The organism is Bradyrhizobium sp. 187 (genome assembly GCF_023101005.1).
Taxonomy (GTDB): Bacteria; Pseudomonadota; Alphaproteobacteria; order Rhizobiales; family Xanthobacteraceae; genus Bradyrhizobium; species Bradyrhizobium canariense_D.
Window position 1 is genome coordinate 355,610 of record NZ_CP064694.1, and the last position, 19,923, is coordinate 375,532.

Below are 19,923 nucleotides of genomic sequence, written 5' to 3' on the forward strand. Positions count from 1 at the left end.
GCGCCGGGCAAGCTCGATCTCTGCGCCCCCTTGAAGAGGTGATCCCGCATATCGGCAGGGAACTCGGTGCCAGTCATCTGTTCGACGCAGTGGCCATGGTCTGATTTCGCCTTTCTCGGGCCGTCGTTCCAGCAATCCGAACAGAATGCACGTCAGGTTCTTCGCCCACTCGAAGTAGCTGACAACCACGTCGCAGACGTTAGCATAGAGATCTGGGAGCGATTGTCACTCCGCGAGAATGAGCATCTTTTGAGCCTCAAAGTGGCAGGGCCGGTTGACGGCTACTACTACGCCGCATGCTGCCCGCCGCGACCCAGTTTCCTCTCACCCAACCCGGGTCTATCCCGACCTCTCGCCTGATTTGCTTTCACAGCGGGAGCTTTAAGGTTGCTCACCTCCAACCCGTCCCTCCAAAGGCTGCGGCAATGCCGCACCACCTGACGTGAGGCTAGCATTCGAAGGATTACGAGCGCTTCCGAAGTGGACCGTCTCTAACGTCTTTCATATTCCGGAGTAGTTGGTCCCTTCAAGAATGCGAGATCCCGCTGCCTGGATGCGCAGCAGCAATCCACGTTGTCTGTTTGTTGCCAGTTGTTCTTCTTGCCTCCCCTTGCGGTTGGCAGCTTGAGCATTGGCTTCTGTACTCAATAGACGCTTTTCGTACCATCGAACCGTCATTCAAGCTCTGAAGCTTCGGACTGCGATACGATCTGACTGGTTTCGAGTGGAGCGCTATAGAGCTGCTGCTGCCAATGGATCGGCGCGGGCCGAAGCCGAAGGAGAACGGTAAGGTTCTCAACGGCATCTTCTCGATATTGCGCGCGGGTGCACCCTGGCGCGATCTGCCTGAGCGACACGGGCCTTAAACGACGCATACAATCGCTTCAACCGCTGGCGCAAAGCAGGAACCTGAGATCGGCTGATGGTTGCCGTCGTCAATGCGCACGACGGCAAGGTTCAGTTGATCGACATTTCGATCGTGCGCGTGCATCAGCAGGCCGGGGTGGAGATCGTTGCGTGGGCTGAAGCCGGGGCGACCTCACCACGAAAATCCACGCGCGCGTCGACGCGAAAGGTCGCCCGGTCCGCCTGATCATCACGCCCGGCAAGGCCCACGACGTCAGATGCGCCGAGGCCCTGCTCAAGGCCTTGAGCCCTCGCACCGTCGTCATCGCCGACCAAGGCTATGATGCCGATCGTGTTCGTGCCTACATCCGTGATCAAGGTGCGATCCCCAACATTTCCCAACAAATCCCACCGGAAGAAGCCGTTCCGCTGGAAGAAAGCCACCTGTCGTGAGCGCAACCACGTCGAGCGCTTCTTCAAAAGGCTGAAGCAGTTCCGGCGTATCCCTACCCGATAAGAGAAACTGGGCGCCACCTTCTTCGCTTTTCGTAAGCTCGCCTCCGTGCTTCAGCGCTTTTGTCGTGCGAAAACTACCCGTTTCGCGCAAAATCCGACGTGCGCGCCATGCGCTGCGCAGATGGCGGCGTGCCGTGTGGCGGGGCCAGCCTCGACTTTTGTGCAGTTCTGTTGCCCCTCGACGAAGACTGACGCGTTCGCGTGATATCACTTGTGAATGCGACCCGAAGATTTGCCGCCGAGTGACACCAGCCCACGCTTCCATCGATCGTCTGAAGCGCAAAATTGATCGTCATCGTTTTGTCGTCTGCGGCTTCTTCGATCAAACCGCTCCCTTTGTGCGTGCAGCCGCAATCAGCTGCTGTCGAGTAAGGCGCTTCTGGGCCCAACTCCTGCACAAGCTCGACGCTGAGCACCGTAGAGTCCACGATTGTCAGTGAGCCCTCGGCCCGCTGGGCCGCACGATTTCTCCTTCACGGAGTGAACGTGCATGAAGCGGGTACGAGCGGTTCGCTGCTGCGGAGTGGGGCGATCTGCGGCGGGTCGATCGAGATCGATTTTGCTGCCGGGCTCGGATGCGGATCACGGGTACGGTCGACGCGGCGACGCTGAAGGCCGCCGTCGCGGCGCTGGCAGATCGACGCTTACGGTGATCCCCATTGCGTCGGGCGTGCGGGTGTGGATTGCGACCGACCACACCGATATGCGTCGCGGCATGAACTCGCTGGCCTTGCTGGTGCAGGAAGCGTTCACGCGAGACCCGCACGGCGGCGACCTCTATGTGTTCCGTGGCAAAACCGGCAAGCTGATTAAAATCCTTTGGCACGATGGACTGAGCATGCCGCTTTATGCCAAGCGGCTGGAGCGCGGCCGCTTCCTGTGGCCGGCGCCGGCTGATGGCGTGGTGACAATCACCAACGCCCAGCTTGGCTACCTGCTCGATCCATGTTGATGCCCTTTCTTCCTAGGCTGACAGATTCTTGTTGCGCAATGACCTGGCTTCGAAGGTCTCCGATAGCGCCAGATGGTGTATTCGGACAGGGATAGGCGCGGCTTGACTGCGATCAATCAGCAAACGCTTACTTCGGATCTGCACATACATCCAGTTCACCGGGATCTCAAGCGTTCGGGCCAGTTCGGGCGGGCTGAGGAGTGAGTCGGCATGCACCGAGTCGGTTGCGCTGGGTAGTCACCTTCATGGTAGCGGCACGACGGAGCCGCCCAACGTTGATGGGCAGCACCTTTCGGGGCAATGAGGAGAGCGGTGGCTTTCCTGAGTAAGGAATGCGGCGATCTCGTCGTCTGGGACGCCGTCGCGGGCAACCGTGAGCGCCCGCATTTCTGTGCCTCGCGTCAATCTGGTGACGGAGTTGACGCTCATCCTCACCTCGAGCTCCGTCACGGCGCCTCCTCGCCAGACGATCCTGGCCAGGGCCAAGTCGTGCTCACCGCGGTCGAGGACGACCTTTTCGATGAGGCATCGCAACGACGCCTTGCGATGCGCATCCGAGATAGTCTCGTCAGCCCATATCTGCGGCAAGCGGCGGGTGAGGCTGATCACCTTGTTGTCGAGCTCCTTGCTTATGGCCCTTGTGTGATGGCTTTGGAGGGCGTCTGTCGGGCAAGCGCCTCTTCGGCGGCGCGCACATCGGTTAGCGCCGCTTCCCATCGGCGCTCGAGTTCTGAGGCGACCAGGCGATTGGCTGGGATCAGCTCGATTGAACTGCCGCTCGGCGAGCGCCGCCGTGTATCACTTGTGTTCGAGCTCTCGTTCTGCGCTGGCCGTAAGGCACCCGGCGGGAGTGCGATAAGGATCAAGTTCGGCCCGCGCTAATGCAGTTAGGAATGCATCGGCAACGGCCGCATCGATAGGGGGGGCCCGGATGTGTTGCAGGTCGGCTGGCCTTCCTGGGTCCGCAGGTGATTGCATACATGCTCGCCGCCCCCCCTGTAGCGGACGTACATCTTATGGCCACGTCGTGCACACCAGGCGATGCCGTGGAGCAGAAGCTCGCCATTGCGAGGCGCCTCGGGTTCTGATGCGCATGTATTCGGCTCGGTTTCTCTGATGACGGCTCGGAGTTTTTTATAAATTTGGCCAGTCGATATAGGGAGGATATCGATCTTTGACGACGATCCGCCACTCCTCAATCGCCCGCTGAGCCTTTTGCGGCAGGGCGCCCTCCCGCCTCGGTGGCCGGAAGCGGGTTCGTCCATAGACGAAGGCACCCGCGTATGCGGGGTTCTTCAAGACGGGCCACCGCAGGACGCTGTTGCTGCTCGCGCACGCGCCGCGCCAGCGGCAGCAGCTTTGCAAACGCGGCTTCGAGCCCGCTGTTGCCATCTTGCGGCCGATTTCGCGGATCACGCGGCCGAGATAGGTCCGCAGTGTCTTGAGCGCCCGGTTGGCGCGCTTGAACTGCTTGGCGTGGGCGTAGCGCTGATGCTGGATCAGGGCGAACTTGCCCACCCGCGCATAGGATTGACGCAAGCTCACCCCATGGCGCTGCGCCAGCCGCACCGGCTTCTCGCGCGCCCCGTTCAGAAGCTTCGCATCGGTGGGGAACGTCACGTTCTTGGGCTGAACCGTGGTGTCGACGATCACCCGAGACAAGTCAGACGGCTTGATCGCCTTGGTCCTGGCGGCAAGAGGCTCTCCTGAATCAGCGCAGCCAGTCGCTCCTCGCCCATGCGGTTGCGCCAGCGCGTCAGCGACGAGCGATCGAACACCAGCCGGTGCTGGAAGAACTCCTCGCCGCAGAAGTATGGTAATAGGGGTTCTCGGCCCAACGCTCGCACAGCACCTCGTCGGACAGGTCGTAGGTGTGCTTGAGGATCGCCAGCCCCGCCATCAACCGCGTCGGCAGCGGCGGCCGCCCGGGATCATCGGTGTACACCTCGCCGAACCGCTCCTCCAGGAACTCCAATCACCGTGCGGCCCAGCGCGACCAGCGGATGCTTCATGTCGATGATCTGATCGAGCCGGGACCGGAAAGGTCCTGCGCTCCCGTCTGGATCCGCTCCCGTGGTCGCATCTCGTTCCTCGCCAACCCAGTCAAAGGCGAGTGAATCACAAATCAAGTTTGCAAGGAATCCCGATCGAAAAACCGATTTCCGGCAAATCCGGTCACGGCAAAACGCCGTTTCCAGATTCCAAATCAACAGCTTGGGAGCTCTTCACGGACGACTAGCTCAAGCTCGGAGATCGAACCGCCGAGGAGCTATCGCCCAAAGTTGGTGACGGCGGGAATCGGAAAGGCGGCATATCGTAGGGGTGCTTGACGCCTCCACTTCTCCACCGAAGGAGCGATATGCCGTGTCCAACGATAACGTCATCCATCTGATTCAGCCAGGAATCTTCGACGATCAACTCACAGAAGTCTTGCGCAATGGAGCGCGTGCCCTGCTGGCCCAGGCGGTCGAGGCCGAGGTTGCAGACTTTCTAGGCCAGCATGCCGATTTGAAGACCCTGGACGGCCACCAGCGCGTCGTCCGCCACGGTCACCTGCCGGAGCGCGAGGTTATGACCGGCATCGGTCCGGTCGCCGTCCGCCAGCCGCGTGTACGCGATCGCGAAGCGGACGCCGCCGATCCTGCCCGCATCCGGTTCTCGCCGTCGATCCTGCCGCCCTACATGCGCCGGTCGAAGTCGATCGAGACGCTGCTGCCGATCCTTTACCGGAAGGGTGTCTCGACCGGCGACTTCGCTGAGGCGCTGGCTGCGCTGCTCGGCAAGGATGCTGCCGGGTTGTCGGCATCCGCCATCGGTCGCCTGAAGGATGGCTGGCTCGACGAGCACGCCGCGTGGCAGAGGCGCGATCTGTCGGCGAAGCGCTACGTCTACATCTGGGCCGATGGCACCCATCTTCAAGCGCGCCTCGAAGACGAAAAGCAGTGCATCCTGGTGCTGATCGGCGCGACCCCGGAAGGCCGCAAGGAACTGGTCGGCTTCACCGATGGCGCCCGCGAGAGCGCGCAGGACTGGCGCGATCTGCTGCTCGATCTGAAGCGGCGCGGGCTCGACGTGGCGCCGCAGCTTACCATCGCCGATGGCGCACTCGGGTTCTGGAAGGCGGCCGGCGAGGTCTGGCCGAAAACGCGCGAGCAGCGCTGCTGGGTGCACAAGACCGCCAACGTGCTCGCCAAGTTGCCGAAGAGTCCAAACGCGCGTTGCAGGAGATCTGGATGGCTGAAACGAAGCTCGCCGCCGAGCTGGCGTTCGACACCTTCATCGAGAGCTACGCGCTGAAGTACGAGAAGGCCGCCGATTGCCTGAGCAAGGATCGAGACACGCTACTGGCGTTCTACGACTTCCCGGCCGAGCACTGGAAACACTTGCGGACGACGGATGAGATGGACAAGCGATTTTTTTCATGACCGAGATGACGATTGCAGAAATCGCGTACGTCCATTCTTTTGTTCGGCTGCGCCGCGGGCCATTCTTCCGTCCCGGCCATCGATCTCGCAGCCGCCGCGCGCAGGGGCGGTCAAGGCTGGCCGCGTTTGCGGCCACCGCAAGGCTTGGCCTTGACCGGCCCGAGCACGGCGGCATGCTGGCGTGGAACGGGACTGCATTCCTGGCTGGCACTTGCCGTCAGGCGGGATTATCCTGGGTGGGCGCGGGCGACCTCGTGGCGAAGCGTGGCGCATCGGCTGCAAGCGCCACCAGGCTGCCCTATTTTGTCTTGCCGAGCTGAGGCGCCCGCGCGCCGGTTTTTGGCCGCCGTGGTTTCCATTGCCTCACCAGGCGCTCGTAGCTTTGCTCCGCCTGTGCGGCAATCAACACCTCGCGGTCGCGCAATGCCTTGATGTTGTAGGCATACGCTGGCCCACGCCGGCTGCCTTTCTGTTGCGGATGTCCGGCTTGAAGTTGCATCGCGCGGGTCTTGATGGCGACCAGTGCCGGGCGTGCCCACAGGTAATCCTCGCCCTTCGTCAACAAATGCCAGCAAAGCACGCCAGGGGGCCGCTCCCCGGATGCGTAATTTTGCGCGGAGTTGGCTAGGTGTTGACCATGACGTACTCACGCTGCCGAAATTCATCGATCCGCAATAGCGGCTATGACGCATCGACACTGGCGCTGGGGACATCCTACATTTTGACGGTGGAGCGCTGGTTGTAGCTCGCCGCCGGCATGGACCTCTTCAGTCGCAAGATCGAGGTTTGACGAGCGCTGCCATAGCCCGGGATAACAGACGAGTTGCTGTGATGGATCACCCTAAAGTTCAAGGTGGCGACCAGCACTTGAAAGCGACGAATCAGCACGGTCAGGACGATCATGATTTGAATTCGTCCACCCAGCAGCCGGCGCGTAACTCCGCAGGAGCTACGCGACCCGGAAGTGCTCGAATTAAGGCGCGACACAGCACCAGCTTGGCTGGCTGCCGCTTGCCGCGTGGATATATCGATCTGCTTGTGCATTGCTGCTCCTCGATCGTCGGCCTCCTTTCCTTTCGAGGAAGAGTAGTGCGCGAGCCTCACCTGCAGCGAGCTTTGCCAGCTGCCCGGTGCCATTCCTGCGACCACCTCTACAATCCCGTCCGATTTCTGACGTGGCGCAAATGATGTCCGGTCTAAGACACCGAGCGTCAAATCCTGTTTGCTGGCAAATTCTCAGGACTACGCTCTGAATCTGGCTGGCATGGCTATTGCTTTTTTAGGCACAACACAAGCGAGGGAGTATCGCATGCGCAAAACAGCTGGCTTCTGCGACAGGGAGAGACCCATATTCTTCCTGGTGGCTTCTGGCATATCCGACCGCGCCTACCGTACTGGGCTCAAACGCTGATGAACCGTCCACTTTGGGGGCAGGAGTTTCTCACGGCGCTAAGTAGGACCGCCAGAGCGAACACGTGCTTTCCTTCCGAAGAGATAACGCGTTGGCAAGCGCTTTCGGTAACGCGCTTTGTTAAACAAAGGCAGGTACACACATGAGCATGACCACCATTGAAGCTCTAGAATCCGCTGTGCGCACGTACTCACGCTCCTTTCCAGCTGTTTTCACCACAGCGCGAGAGTCCATCATGCTGACCGACAGCGGCCGCAAAATTATCGACTTCCTCTCCGGTGCGGGAGCACTAAATTACGGCCATAACAATCAGGAGATCAAAGCTGCTCTAATCGAGTACCTGGCATCGGATGCCGTGATTCACGGTCTCGACCTAGCCACTCCTGCTAAAGGCGAGTTTATGGAGACCTTCAACTCTGTTATACTTAAGAAACGCGATCTGCAGTACCGTTTTCAGTTTACGGGGCCGACCGGGGCTAATGCTGTTGAGGCAGCTCTAAAGCTGTCCCGCAAGATCACCGGGCGTCAAAATGTCATTTCATTCACGAATGGATATCACGGCATGAGTTTAGGAGCCGTTGCCGCGAGCGGAAATCGCTGTTACCGCAAAGCAAGCGGCATTTTACTATCTGGCGCAATTTTCATGCCGTATGATGGCTATCTTGGTCCGGCTGAGAATACGTCCGATTACCTGCGAAAGGTGCTGAGGGACGAGGGCAGTGGTATGGACAGTCCGGCTGCCATTCTCGTCGAAACTGTTCAAGGCGACGGAGGCATAAACGTCGCCGGCAAGGAATGGTTGCACTCAATTCAGACCATAGCAAACGATGCTGGCGCCGTTTTCATAGTAGACGACATTCAAATGGGCTGTGGTCGTACGGGCGATTTTTTTAGCTTCGAGTTCGCGGGGTTGAACCCAGACATTGTCGTAATGTCAAAGTCGCTAAGTGGATATGGTTTACCACTGTCAATGTTGTTAATTAAGGAGGAGCTCGACGCATGGCACCCTGGAGAACACACAGGCACCTTCCGGGGAAATAACCTTGCGCTCGTATCCGCAAAGGCTGCTCTAGATTTATATTGGCGCAGCTCGACATTCGTGCAGGAGGTGAAGCGCATGGGATTGCTTATGCGAAACCGGCTGGAGAACATTGCATACAAGCACGGAAACGGTTTTGCTGTTCGGGGGCGAGGCATGGCGCTTGGGTTCGATTGCAAGACGACCGAGATCGCGCAGGCGACCTCACGGAGGGCATTTGAACACGGATTAATGATTGAGCGATGCGGAGCGATTGATCAGGTCCTGAAATTTCTTCCTGCACTCACGATCGACCGTGAAACGCTGACGGAAGGTCTGGATATATTCGAGTATGCCTTGAGCGGGCCGAAGCGTTGAAATCGAGAACGATCGGAGCGAGCTGATCCATTCTCGTGCAGATGCCGCACACACCTCTGAACTTACGGAGATTGGCCGAACAATCCTTCCGTCGCACTCAAAAAAGCTCGGCAAATTCTTTGTGCGGCAGGTCGTCACCGTTAAAGGCTGGGATTCACCAGAATAGATTGTCAATCGGCCCTTTAATTGCGGTTTGTTGTCAAGCTACCCTTCTTTTTCTCTCCAGTGACACGCCGGTAGCGATTGCTCCGTCGGAGCGGGTCAGGTTGCGGAGTCGGAGCGATCGCGGGTGGCGAGACGATTGCCTGGCGGGATTGGCAACCGACGTCGTTGGCCGCTTCAGCGGAGTTGGGTTGATGTCGTAGCTGGGGTCATGGTCCTTTCCGAGGTCGCGAGCGCCTCATGATATGTCCGGATCGGGCGCCTCAACGTTTGCAGCGGAGTGCGGGCGAACCGCCACCACGACCACCGCCCAGCGGGACATCGCCAGTCCGGCGGACCGGACCAGGAATTTGCGAGCAAATATCAGATTGGCTTCGGCTGGCCCCAGTCAAACGATGTACCATCGACCCAGATGCAGGGGAGAATCACGGCGATCTTTCGGGCGATGGCGACCTTTGCCTTCTTCATGCCGATCCGCTTGGCGAGCTTCATGCCCCAGGCCGTTACGGAGGACCACTTTTTGGTTCGATAAAGAAGGACAGTGGCGGCCTCGAACAACTAAGTTCGGAGAAGCCGGTCGCCCCATCGAGATATCTTTCCATTGGCGTCGGTTTCGCCGGATTGGCTGCGCCTCGGAAGGCCGAGGTAGGCGCCGACCGTCGAAGCCGATCGGAAGCGGGAGGGGTCATCGATCGTGTGGCGGAACGTTAGGGCCGTCACGACATCGACCCCCCGGACCGTCATCAGGCGACGCGTTGTCTCGTCCAGCTTTGCCAACCGGTGGACCTCGTTGTCGAACTTACCTTGTTGTTGACAAACGTTCTCATGGATCGAGGGCAGCGGCGATACTACCCTAAGAAGCAAATGATCAACGCCCAAGAGTTCGCTGACCTGGTTGCGGAACTGTTGGCCGATCGCGCGAGGGAATAGTAATCCACGTTCCTTGATCAAACTGCGAACCTGGTTCTCGATGTCTCGGCGCATGGACACTAGCCGAGATCTGGCGACGAGGATCGCTCGGATCTTCTGGCTCTCCTCACTTTTGACTTTGACCTCTCGATACCATCCAACCCGCACCAGTTCGGCAAGCCCTCGCGCATCATTCTGATCGCTCTTGGCGAGTCCCATCTCGTCCATCTGTGATTCACTGCGCCGCATGGATGCCGACCGCGACGCTGTTCCGGATGAGATTGCCGCCCTGAAGAAAGCACTGGCAGTCGAGCGCACGAAGGGTTTGGAGATCGCCGCCGAACTCGCGGTCGCCCGCGCGAAAGTGTCGGAAGACGAGGCGCTGATCGCACAGCATAAGCTGCAGATCGCCAACCTAAACCATCAGATCTATGGTCTGCGGTCTGACCGTTCGACGCGGCTGATCGAGCAATTCGCGTTGGTACTCGAAGAGCTGGAAGCGACGCCACCGAGGACGAGCTGGCGGCAGAACGGCCATGGCGAAGACGGCCACGGTGCGCGGATTTACGCGCAAGCCGCGCCGGGCGCCAGACCTTCCCCGTGCACCTTCCCGGGAGCCCGTAGTGATCGACGGGCCTACGGCTTGTCAATGCTGCGGCAGCAATCGCCTTCGCAAGCTCGGCGAGGCCGGAACTCCTCGGTGTTCTGCGGCTCTGATCGCGGCGGACGGCCCGCGGAGCCCATGTACAGCCTAATCGTCACGGCGAAAATGAACGGCGCCGATCCGCAAGCGTAGCTTTCCTTGCAAGCGTTGCCACCCATTCGGCTCATCGGCTCGACGAGCGATGCCGTCCAGAGCCGCACACGCAACGCTGCCGTAGATCGCGCGCAAGGAGCTCACTTGGCTGATTCATGGATCTAGGCCAAGCAGCATAACGCCTCATCGCCTAGCGTATGCCAATGTGGTCCTGAGCGGCGGTTGGTATCGTCTCTTGCGATCGATGTTCGCTACCAGACCGCTGATGGCGAAGAACCGACACAATTGGTTGGGCCACTCCCTAGGTATGCTGGGCCGCGTGCATCTGGTAAGCAAGACCTATTCACCATGAGCAAAATGGCACGTCTGTTGCTTTGAGGTAAACGAAAAAGGTGTAGCGAACGCAGAGCAAGCCTCAATCAGGTTGCCGATAACTGTTTCTCGAGTGGTTCGGACGAATGTGCGGCTTCTGGACACATTTTTTAGGCAGATCACGCCAACTGCGCGGTCCCGGCGCTTTTGTCGGCCTAAGACGGTGAGTATCGAGTTGGTTGTCTCCCAACGTGAGCTAAGTGTACCAAGGACTCCGGGCCCTGCGGCTGGCGCGGTGCCGACGCTTAGCACAGCAGCGTTTATGAGATCGGTAGGGCCTGGGCTCGAAGTTATACGGGACGAACGAGTATGCTACGGCAGTCGTCAACGAGTATGCAGCTGACCGATGGACGAGCCCTTCAAAGCTATGACACACAAAGTCGAGGAGTGCCCTTCTGCCAGCCGCAGACCATTAGTCGTCTTTGTTGGCAAGAATAGCCGCGGGAACTGGGTCGCCCGCGAGCAAAGCGGTATTTTTGGAGGCCTGTTCCTGACACGTGCTCAAGCGCTCAAATACGCATTGGCGGAAAATGACCATCATGCAGAAGCCATTGTCGAGGTTTCAGTCGAAATGGATCTGGATATCCCCGGAGGCCGGTCGGAAGCGGTGTGATATGCCGTCCCAATTGGCCCCGTTTCGAGAATTCTTCCGACCAGACGCACATCATCAACAGGATCACACCACAAGGAACAGGTCTTCGGCTATCGTGATAGATCGCCATGGCGAGTTGCCGCATGAGTGCCGACGCTCCGAGATGCCCAAATCAGAGCGGCCAACCGCGCAGGGTGATTAGTAGCGAAAGAACTCTCCCTCCCATGGGCAGCGTCATACGGATGCGGACTGCTAGAGCGCGATGCTTTTTACACGGAAACGTAGGCTGACTTTTTGAGGTAGTTGGCGCACTCCTCCGCAGAGAAGAGGCCGAGGAGTTCGCCCACCTTAGGCCAGGTTGCCTCGAGATCGCGCGGCTCCGCAGGTCGCATCATGTGTTTGAGCTTGACGAATACCTATTCGATCGGATTGAGATCAGGGCTGTAGGGCGGCACGAAGAGCAGGTGCGCTCCGGCGGCGCGGATCGCGATTTCGAGCGGACTGGCCCTTGTGGCTGCGGAGGTTGTCGAGGATGACGACCTCGCCTTTTGCCAGAGTTGGAGCCAGCACCTTCTCGACTAGAGGGCGAAGAGTTCGCCATTGATGGGGCAGTCTATAACCCAAGGTGCGCTGATCTGGTCGTGCCGCAGAGCTGCGATGAAGGTCATCGTCTTCCGGTGACCGAAAGGCGCGGATGCTTGGAGCCGCGCTCCACTTGGTCCCCAACCGCGCAGTGGCACCATGTTGGTCTTGATCCAGGTCTCGTCGATAAAGATCAACCGTGAAGCGTCAATCTTGGCCTTGATGGGCCTTCCAGCGGGCCCGTTTACGCGCGATGTAGGGACGATCCTGTTCGGCTGGCAGTCTCGTTTTTTTGAAACTCAGCCCTTCGGCATGCACAACACACCGACCCGCACGTCTGTCTTGATACGCCGCGCGGCCAGCTCCTGTGTCAGCTTCCGCAAGGTGAACGGTTCTTGCGCATTTCGCTGATGGTGAGCGGTGATTTCACGCGATGGTGAGCAGGGATTTCGCGCGATCGTGAGCAGCCGCTTTGGCCGACATGGTTATTGGGTCAGGGGTTTGAGTTGGCGTCAAGAGTGTGATTGCGGGCGTTTTGTTTTCGCATGCTTTCTCCGGAGAGTTGAAGGCGGTGAGCGTTGTGAACGAGGCGGTCCAGGATGGCGTCGCCGAGGGTTGGGTCGCCGATAACGTCGTGCCAATGTTCAACAGGGACCTGACTGGTGACGATGGTGGAGGCGCGACCGTGGCGATCATCGAGGATCTCCAGAAGGTCGCGCCGTTCGGGCGGATTTAGAACTGACAGGCCCCAATCATCGAGGATCAGAAGTTGAACGCGGCCGATGGTTTTGAGCAGCCGGCCATATCGGCCGTCGCCGCGAGCCAGGGCGAGCGCCTCGAACAGGCGCGGGACGCGGTGATACTGGACCGAACGATTGTCGCGGCAGGCCTTGTGGCCGAGGGCGCAGGCAATCCAGCTCTTGCCGAGCCCGGTTGCCCCTGTGACGAGCAGGTTCTCGTTGCGGTCGATCCAGTCGCCGCCGACGAGCCTGGCGAAGACGGCGCGATCGATACCGCGTGGCGTGCGCAAATCGACGTCTTCCACGCATGCGCTCTGGCGCAACGCGGCGAACTTGAGACGGGTCGTGAGACGTTTGGTGTCGCGCTCGGCGGCTTCCCGATCGACCAGCAATCCGACGCGCTGCTCGAACGACAGGGCATCGAGATCCGGTGATCGTCGCTGCTCCTGGAGGGCCTTGGCCATTCCGGTCAAGCCGAGCGTAATCAGCCGTTCATGGGTCGGATGTGTCAGCATTGGGGGGTCTCCCTATCAGTGGAAATAGCCCTGACCGCGGATGTTGCCGTGGTGCAGGGGCTGGTGGTCGGACGTCTCGTCGAGAAAAGCGCGATCAAGGCCATTCTTGAGGATCGAACGGATCGAGGCGACGGAGCGAGCCTTGATCAGGATGCCGCGTCGGCAGGCGGCATCGACACGCGCGTTGTCGTAGCTCCTGGCCAGCGACAGGATACCGAGGCAGGTGCGAAAGCCTTGCTCGGGATGCGGCCGGGCCGCGATGACGGCCTGGAAAAACGCCGCGGCAGAGGGACCGATCTTCTCGCCGGCAGCGATCAATCCTCCCGGCGTCCATTTGCCGTAGCGGCGGTGGGCGCTCGGCATATGATCGGCGATGGTGGTATGGCCACGCCGGTTGGGCGCGCGGGCGTGGCTGGCGATCCTCTGTCCCTTCTGGAAGACCTCGATGGTCTTGTCGGCGATGCGGACATCGACGAGTTCACGGATCAGCCGATAAGGGGTGGAATACCAATGGCCGTCGATCTCGACATGATAGTCGGGCGCGACGCGGCAACGCTTCCAGCGCGCAAAGACGTAGGGCTGGTCCGGCAGTTCTCCCAGCTTGGGACGATCGATCTCGGCGAACAGCTCGGTCCGGCTGGAGCCAAAACCGCGCATCTGGCGGGCGTTGAGTTCGACGACGAGGCCGCGGATGGCCGCATTGAGCTCCGCCAGGGAAAAGAAGCGCTGGTTGCGCAGGCGGGCCAGGATCCAGCGCTGGGCGATCTGGACGGCGACCTCAACCTTGGCCTTGTCCTTTGGCCGCCTCGGCCTCGCCGCCAGGATCGCGGTGCCGTAATGACCGGCCATCTCGGCATAGGTTCGGTTGATCCCGGGATCGTAGCGATCGGGGTTGGTCACGGCGGCCTTGAGATTATCGCAGACCACGAACTTCGGCACGCCGCCGAGATACCTGAACAGGTTGGCATGCACGCCGATCCAGTCGGACAGGCTCTCGCTTGGGCAGGCCTCGGCGTAGGTGTAGTTCGAGGCCCCCATCGCCGCGACGAACAGCTTCATGGCGCGCACTTCGCCGGTGATGGGATCGAAAATGTCGATGGTGTCGCCAGCGAAATCGACGAACACCTTCTCCCCACCGATGTGGGTCTGACGCATGCTCGGCTGCGCCCGCTGCTTCCAGGCCTCGAAAGTCGTGCAAAACCAGGTATAGCCAAAGCCGTCTGGATTGGCGGCGCGATACTCTTCCCACAACAGCAGGCGTGTCACGCTGCGCCGGCGTAGCTCCTTCTCCACATAAACCCAGTCGGGGGACGGTCGTCGGTCGCTTTGCGAGGCAGCCTTTGGCGCCGGGAACAGCAGCAGCTCCAGGCCCTCGTCATCCATGCCCTCCGGCAGCTGCCAGCTCAGCCCGGCAAGGCGGGCGCGACGCACGTAGCCATGCACGACACCATTGCTCACTCCCAACGTCCGCGCGATGGCGCGCTCGGTCAGGCCCTGATGCCTCAAACGTAGAACTTCTCGGATCCGGCGCATCGACAATCTCTGGGTAGGCATCAGGCTTCCTCATTGGTTGAATGAGAAACCCGTAGCCCGGTTGAGTTGTCGGCCGAAGCGTCCGGCACCGCCAAACGGTGCTCATGATCGCCTGAAATCGCTGCTCACGATCCTCTGAAATCGTTGCTCACGATGCGGTGAAATCTGTGCTCACGATCCCGCGAAACACGCAGTTCCGAGAGAACGCGCTTGCGCAGCCGGTCAGCATCGGCGGACAGAACCGGCTTCTTGTGAGCGCCAATCTTGCCTGGCGAAACACCTCGTTCTACCGTGGCAGAATCTTCCACTTCGTTACACAGCATGGGTGATCTGAAGCGCTTCTGCGATCGAGCGAACCGTCTCTCCCGCATTCGCCCGCGCCAGGGCTCGTTCAGGAAGGTATTCTGAATACGGTCGCGTCTTCCCTGCTGGCGCGCCGTTCTCCAGCATGAAGTTTGAATCAGAAATCACGCCCGCTGGGAATCACGATTCTGGTAAAACAATCTGGTTCTTCGCGCATGTCGAGCTCGCGGCTGGCATCGGTGGAACTTGCGTGGCTCGGACCACGCGCGCCAAAGCAGCCTGTCTGTCCTGAAGTGCCGTGCTCGCTTCAGCCAGGCGCCACGGGCTCCGGCATTGCGCCAAAGCAGCGATATTCTTGGAAGTTCTCCGGACCGGGCTTGCGTTCGATCCGTCGTGCTTGGACGTTACGTGCGAAGAACTTCGAAACGCGCGAGCGAACGGGGCGTGTAGCGCGACAAACCGGATAAGAGGCGGGCGACAATCAGGATGAGAATCCGTTGTCGCGGGAGAACGATAATTGCGGCGTTAATTGTCGCGCGCAAGGACTTTGTCAGGTTGATTGTCGCGGCGCGTCAATCAGCAGCGATATTGGCAGGTCTGACGTATGAGGCCGGCCGCCCCGAACCTCGCTTTCGTTCGATGGCCTCGCGCCGGCGGTAGCTCTCGACATTCATCTCGAAGATGCTGGCGTGATGGACCAGGCGATCGACAGCGGCGAGCGTCGTGGCGGGATCACCGAACACGTCAGAGCACCCCTATTCTCGAGCGGTCGTGTCTCACGTCACCATTACTGACCCGCATCATTTTCTGTTCGGGCACCGGCTTGAGGTGCTGAAGGAGCGGTCGGGGCGCGGTCCCGCCTATGTCGTTCGCGCTGCCGGACGGCCGGCCGCGGGCGGTTCGGATCGCGTCGACGGATCTTGCCGAGACAATAAGTTCTGGCCCGAACGCCACCGATCTGCCGCGCATCAGCGCACGTACGCTGATCCCATTGATGCAACATTTGAGCGCGAGTCTGAGCCTTCTTGACGAGAAGGTGATTCGCGATGACCACCGACCGCTTCGAGGTCGCGTTGCGTATCGACCCCTGCCGACGTTGGCAACTCCAGCTTGCCGTCCGGCCGACATTCCGCGCCTGTGGCGGAATCTGTCGACCACGACGCAAACCCAGATCGCTCAAATGTTCGCCGCGCTGCTGCGGCGAATGCAAGCGGTTCCCGGCAAGCCCGGAAGGGGACTGGGTCGTGCTGAGCAGCTTGAACGTCGCTGACGAGCAGCTCACCACTGCGCACCGAGCCAAGTTGGCCTATGTTTACGTGCGGCAGTCATCCGTGAACCAGGTGCGCCAGCATCAAGAGAGCACGGAGCTGCAGTACCGCCTCGTCGATCGGGCCATCGGTCTGGGCTGGCCGCCGGAGCGCCTCCAGGTCATTGACGAGGACCTGGGCAAATCCGGTGCTGGCGGTGTGGATCGTCATGGCTTCCAGAAGCTCATTGCCGAGATCGGTCTTGGCAACGCCGGTCTTGTGGTGAGCCTCGACGCTTCTCGCTTGGCCCGCAACAACCGGGACTGGCATCAGTTGCTCGAACTGTGCTCGTTGTTCGGTGTGCTCATTGCGGATGGCGAGCGGCTTTACGATCCGCGCGCCTACCACGACCGCCTGATATTGGGCTTGTCCGGCATGATGAGCGAGGCGGAGTTTTGCATCAGCTTCGAATGCGCCTTCACCAAGGGGAACGCCAGAAGGCGGCGCGGAGCGAACTGCGGCTGCCCCTGCCAGCCGGGCTCGCCTATGGTCGCGCCGGCACGATTATTCTCAATCCTGATGAGGAGGTGCAGGCCCGTCTTCATCTCGTTTTTGCCAAATTCCAGGAACTGCAAAGCGCCCGCCGTGTGATGCGGTACTTGGACCGGAACGGATTGTCCTTGCCGGTTCGGCCGCTGCTTGGACCAGCTCCACACGAGACCGTCTGGCGTGTGCCAGATAGTGCACGCGCCCTTAGTATCCTTCAAAATCCGGCTTATGCTGGGGCGTATGTATATGGCTGCCGGCAAAAGGATCCGAGCCGATGCCAATCGGGATCGCTGACAGGAACGGTCAAGGTGGCGATCGCCGACTGGGCGGTTTGCCTCCGCGCTGCTCACCCGGGTTATATCAGCTGGGAGGAGTTCATGGCCAACCAGCGCCGACTGGCAGATAACGCCGCCCACTTTGAGGCAGGACATTCTGGCGTGCCGCGCAAGGGGGCAGCCCTGTTACAAGGAATTGCGATCTGCGGCCGTTGCGGACGGCGCATGAGCATGCGCTACACTGGCCCGAATGCCGATTATCCGGTCTATTGCTGCCGGTCGGATCGGGATCAGGAAGGCACTGCACTTTGCCAGGAACTCCGGGCCTCAGCGGTTGACGCGTTGGTCCAGCGGGTGGTCCTCGACGCCCTGTTACCGGATCAGGATGAGATCGCACTCGCGGCAGCGAGCCAACTGGCGCAGGACAGCCGTCAGCTCGAGCGCCAATGGGCGCTTCGCGTAGAGCGCGCCCGCTACGAGGCCGAACGCGCTCGACGTCAGTATGATGCCGCAGAGCCCGAGAACCGTCTCATGGCGCGCTCACTTGAGCGGGCTCGGGAAGAGAAGCTGCGTGCCGTCGAGGCGGTCGAGCAGGAGCATGCGCGTTTGGCGCGGGCAACAGCCGCTTCTGATTGGCCCGGTGGAACGCGCAGGGCTACAAGCACTCGGCGAGAACCTGCCGCACATTTGGAAAGCGGCCACCACGTCGGCAGCCGATCGCAAGCGCATTCTGCGATTTGTCATAAAGGAACCAACTCGGTCCCGGCCATCACCTCTAAAACCGTTTGGACTGCCCCGGACTGGGCAAAGGGAAATATCCGAACGGAGGATGCGGCTGAGATTGGTATCTCGCAGACGGAGCTTTTGGCGATCGCGCCTTTCCATCTGGCGGGAGGGCGTGTCGCGGAGCGAACGCGGTAGTTCAAGCAAATACTGGCGATCCATTACCTCGCTTGGGCGGGCGAGCTTGGAGCTGTCTTTCGACATCTGAAGAAGATCGTAGAACGCACGGTAGCGATCGGCATAGGCGGCATCCTTCGGGGCAATTGTTACGCTCACCCTACGGAATATCAAGCCTTCCGCGAGCTGTGCGTCCCCTGAGCCCTCTGCGTCGGGCGGCGGCTTTCGAGGGCACTCCAAAACCATGCTCAAAGCGTCGCGGAGAGGCGCTCCGGGTTTTCTTTAAAGACCCCCTTCTTTGAGAAGTTCCGAAATAACAAGGCAGGCTTCGCTTGCCGAGGCTTCGCCGGTCTCGACCTTTGCTACGTCCTGCCCTACATCACCACTGTCCGGATCATTTGCAACTTCACTCTGATTTTTAGCCCTCGGAAAGCGTTGGGTTGGACGTACGTTTGGGCGGTCGCCCGGTTGAGTTCGACCTCGCGGTCACCGCGACAGCTCAGGCGATGCCCCGACAACCTGCCGGTGAACAAGATAATCATTGAATAGCGCCGCGCGCCATGATTGTTATATATCAATAGTATGTGTTGCGTTCGATAAACTAGATCAATCGTAACGCAGGGCGCGTGGACGCGGCGGCTTCGGTCGCGACGTGGCTCGAACAGGAGATGCTACATGGCTGAATCGCGTGCGGTCGCGGTCATAGGTGGGGGCGTGGTCGGCGTAAGTTGCGCGCTCATGCTGGCGCGGGAAGGGCACAACGTCACCGTGGTCGAGGCGGGGCGCATCGGCCATGGCTGCTCTTGGGGCAACGGCGCACAATACAATGCGGGGTCGGCTCTCCCCATGGCGCATCCCGGTGTCATGTGGCGGGCGATGCGCTGGTTTGCTGACGCTAATGGCCCGGTGCGCTTGGCCCCTCGGGAGTTACCTCGCATCCTACCTTGGCTCGTCCGCTTCCTGCGTACGGGGCGCCCGCAGGCTTGGGAGGCGGCGTATACGGCTTTGCACGCTCTGAACCAGCCGTGTTCCGCGCTTTATCACGACATGCTCGGCGACACCGATTGGAGACGATTATTCCGGCCGAACGGTGCGCTCCACGTGTGGCGCGACCTAACGCCAAGTGCGCTAGATGAGCGAGTGGACAATCTGCGGACCAAGCATGGCGTGACTTTTGAGAGGCTGAGCGCCGACCAGCTTCGCGAATTGGAGCCAGCTTTATCCCGCGACTACAAACGCGGGATATACTTTCCAAACAGTGGTCATGTGACTTCCCCTCTGGCTCTCGTGGAGGGTCTGATGGAGCGAGCCGCTGCGCTTGGCGTTTCAATTCAGGCCGCGCGGGTTGAGGCCGTAGAGCCGAGCACGGAAGGTGTAACGGTGCAGACCAGTGCCGGGCCCTACCGCTACGACACGGTCGTTATCGCAGCGGGTATCACTAGCCGCGATCTGGCCCGCTCCCTGGGAGTTTCCCTGTGGCTGGCCAGCGAGCGTGGCTATCACATTACAATGCCGGGGACGTTCGGCGCCATCAGCCGCCCGGTTACCGACGCAGCGGCAGCCTTCGTTGCAACGCCCCTCGACGCAGGACTGCGCATCGTCGGCATCGCCGAATTCGATGGGCCCGATGCGCCGCGTGATGCGAAGCAGAACAAGAAGCTGCAAGCATACGCCCGCACAATGCTCCCGGACATATCCATCAGCCAGGTGAATGACTGGATGGGCGTAAGACCATCGACTCCAGACAGCCTCCCGATCATCGGCGCCCATCCCAAGCACGCGTCCATCTTGTTCGCCACTGGTCATGGTCACATGGGCATCAGCGGAGCCCCCATGACTGCGGCTATCATCTCCGACCTTGTCGCGGGCCGCGCACCACGTATTTCGAGCGCGCCATACCGCCTGCGATAACCAGTAGGCCGCGCAAGTTTAACCTTGCGC

Annotated in this window: 14 protein-coding genes and 7 pseudogenes; 12 read left to right on the forward strand and 9 right to left on the reverse strand. The window is 60.4% G+C overall.

Features of this window, described 5'->3' with window-relative positions:
• Positions 1 to 698: 698 nt before the first annotated feature.
• Both IVB19_RS38825 and tnpB read left to right on the forward strand, forming a co-directional pair.
• Positions 699 to 1,360: pseudogene (locus tag IVB19_RS38825) on the forward strand (IS5 family transposase); the annotation flags it as partial.
• 561 nt (positions 1,361 to 1,921) lie between these two features.
• On the forward strand, positions 1,922 to 2,314 hold the full coding sequence (tnpB, locus tag IVB19_RS38830; RefSeq protein ID WP_247821820.1) for an IS66 family insertion sequence element accessory protein TnpB: 393 nt from the start codon (positions 1,922 to 1,924) through the stop codon (positions 2,312 to 2,314).
• 243 nt (positions 2,315 to 2,557) lie between these two features.
• On the opposite strand, the gene IVB19_RS38835 is transcribed toward tnpB, so the two are convergent.
• Together IVB19_RS38835 and IVB19_RS40980 are read right to left on the reverse strand one after the other, a co-directional pair.
• Positions 2,558 to 2,923: a hypothetical protein gene (locus tag IVB19_RS38835; protein ID WP_247821821.1), complete on the reverse strand. Its 366-nt coding sequence runs from the start codon at positions 2,921 to 2,923 to the stop codon at positions 2,558 to 2,560.
• Positions 2,924 to 3,448: 525 nt separating this feature from the next.
• Positions 3,449 to 4,397, reverse strand: a pseudogene (locus IVB19_RS40980) (IS5 family transposase).
• Between the two features lie 281 nt (positions 4,398 to 4,678).
• Here IVB19_RS40980 and IVB19_RS38850 point away from each other — a divergent pair.
• Both IVB19_RS38850 and IVB19_RS38855 read left to right on the forward strand, forming a co-directional pair.
• Positions 4,679 to 5,739: pseudogene (locus IVB19_RS38850) on the forward strand (IS256 family transposase).
• On the forward strand, positions 5,736 to 6,059 hold the full coding sequence (locus IVB19_RS38855; protein WP_247337951.1) for a hypothetical protein: 324 nt from the start codon (positions 5,736 to 5,738) through the stop codon (positions 6,057 to 6,059). The pseudogene IVB19_RS38850 and the gene IVB19_RS38855 overlap by 4 nt, the downstream one beginning before the upstream one ends.
• Here the strand turns inward: IVB19_RS38855 and IVB19_RS38860 are convergent.
• Positions 6,038 to 6,301 (reverse strand): hypothetical protein, encoded by a 264-nt coding sequence (locus IVB19_RS38860; protein ID WP_247821824.1) that lies wholly within the window; start codon positions 6,299 to 6,301, stop codon positions 6,038 to 6,040. The two genes, IVB19_RS38855 and IVB19_RS38860, sit on opposite strands and share 22 nt — an antisense overlap.
• A 152-nt stretch (positions 6,302 to 6,453) precedes the next feature.
• Complete coding sequence (locus IVB19_RS38865; protein ID WP_247821826.1) at positions 6,454 to 6,783, reverse strand: hypothetical protein; 330 nt, start codon at positions 6,781 to 6,783, stop codon at positions 6,454 to 6,456.
• 515 nt (positions 6,784 to 7,298) lie between these two features.
• Between IVB19_RS38865 and ectB the strand changes: the two genes are divergently transcribed.
• Complete coding sequence (gene ectB, locus IVB19_RS38870; protein WP_247822302.1) at positions 7,299 to 8,546, forward strand: diaminobutyrate--2-oxoglutarate transaminase; 1,248 nt, start codon at positions 7,299 to 7,301, stop codon at positions 8,544 to 8,546.
• 525 nt (positions 8,547 to 9,071) lie between these two features.
• Here ectB and IVB19_RS38875 read toward each other — a convergent pair.
• A pseudogene (locus tag IVB19_RS38875) lies at positions 9,072 to 9,866 on the reverse strand (IS110 family RNA-guided transposase).
• Between IVB19_RS38875 and IVB19_RS38880 the strand changes: the two are divergent.
• Positions 9,865 to 10,303, forward strand: a pseudogene (locus IVB19_RS38880) (IS66 family transposase); the annotation flags it as partial. The pseudogenes IVB19_RS38875 and IVB19_RS38880 overlap by 2 nt on opposite strands.
• A 789-nt stretch (positions 10,304 to 11,092) precedes the next feature.
• Entirely contained in the window at positions 11,093 to 11,359 is a 267-nt protein-coding gene (locus IVB19_RS38885) for a hypothetical protein (RefSeq protein WP_247821830.1), read from the forward strand.
• A 557-nt stretch (positions 11,360 to 11,916) separates the two neighbouring features.
• Here the strand turns inward: IVB19_RS38885 and IVB19_RS40985 are convergent.
• Positions 11,917 to 12,081, reverse strand: a complete 165-nt coding sequence (locus IVB19_RS40985) for a hypothetical protein (RefSeq protein ID WP_524536803.1) — start codon at positions 12,079 to 12,081, stop codon at positions 11,917 to 11,919.
• Here IVB19_RS40985 and IVB19_RS38890 point away from each other — a divergent pair.
• Positions 12,080 to 12,331 carry a hypothetical protein gene (locus IVB19_RS38890; protein ID WP_247821832.1) on the forward strand — a complete coding sequence of 84 codons (252 nt, stop codon included), beginning with the start codon at positions 12,080 to 12,082 and terminating at the stop codon, positions 12,329 to 12,331. The genes IVB19_RS40985 and IVB19_RS38890 overlap by 2 nt on opposite strands.
• An 82-nt stretch (positions 12,332 to 12,413) precedes the next feature.
• Here IVB19_RS38890 and istB read toward each other — a convergent pair whose 3' ends face one another.
• From istB to IVB19_RS38905, 3 genes and pseudogenes are all read right to left on the reverse strand, one after another.
• Positions 12,414 to 13,175 carry an IS21-like element helper ATPase IstB gene (gene istB / locus IVB19_RS38895; protein WP_247821834.1) on the reverse strand — a complete coding sequence of 254 codons (762 nt, stop codon included), beginning with the start codon at positions 13,173 to 13,175 and terminating at the stop codon, positions 12,414 to 12,416.
• Between the two features lie 15 nt (positions 13,176 to 13,190).
• Complete coding sequence (gene istA, locus IVB19_RS38900; RefSeq protein ID WP_247821835.1) at positions 13,191 to 14,729, reverse strand: IS21 family transposase; 1,539 nt, start codon at positions 14,727 to 14,729, stop codon at positions 13,191 to 13,193.
• Between the two features lie 807 nt (positions 14,730 to 15,536).
• A pseudogene (locus IVB19_RS38905) lies at positions 15,537 to 15,754 on the reverse strand (ATP-binding protein); the annotation flags it as partial.
• A gap of 303 nt (positions 15,755 to 16,057) precedes the next feature.
• Between IVB19_RS38905 and IVB19_RS38910 the strand changes: the two are divergent.
• From IVB19_RS38910 to IVB19_RS38925, 4 genes and pseudogenes are all read left to right on the forward strand, one after another.
• Positions 16,058 to 16,909 carry a recombinase family protein gene (locus IVB19_RS38910; protein ID WP_247821836.1) on the forward strand — a complete coding sequence of 284 codons (852 nt, stop codon included), beginning with the start codon at positions 16,058 to 16,060 and terminating at the stop codon, positions 16,907 to 16,909.
• Positions 16,909 to 17,154, forward strand: a pseudogene (locus IVB19_RS38915) (recombinase family protein); the annotation flags it as partial. The gene IVB19_RS38910 and the pseudogene IVB19_RS38915, both read left to right, overlap by 1 nt.
• A gap of 30 nt (positions 17,155 to 17,184) precedes the next feature.
• Complete coding sequence (locus IVB19_RS38920) at positions 17,185 to 18,003, forward strand: recombinase zinc ribbon domain-containing protein (protein WP_247822303.1); 819 nt, start codon at positions 17,185 to 17,187, stop codon at positions 18,001 to 18,003.
• Between the two features lie 654 nt (positions 18,004 to 18,657).
• Positions 18,658 to 19,893, forward strand: coding sequence for an NAD(P)/FAD-dependent oxidoreductase (locus IVB19_RS38925; RefSeq protein ID WP_247821837.1), 1,236 nt, complete (start codon positions 18,658 to 18,660; stop codon positions 19,891 to 19,893).
• Positions 19,894 to 19,923: the final 30 nt, after the last annotated feature.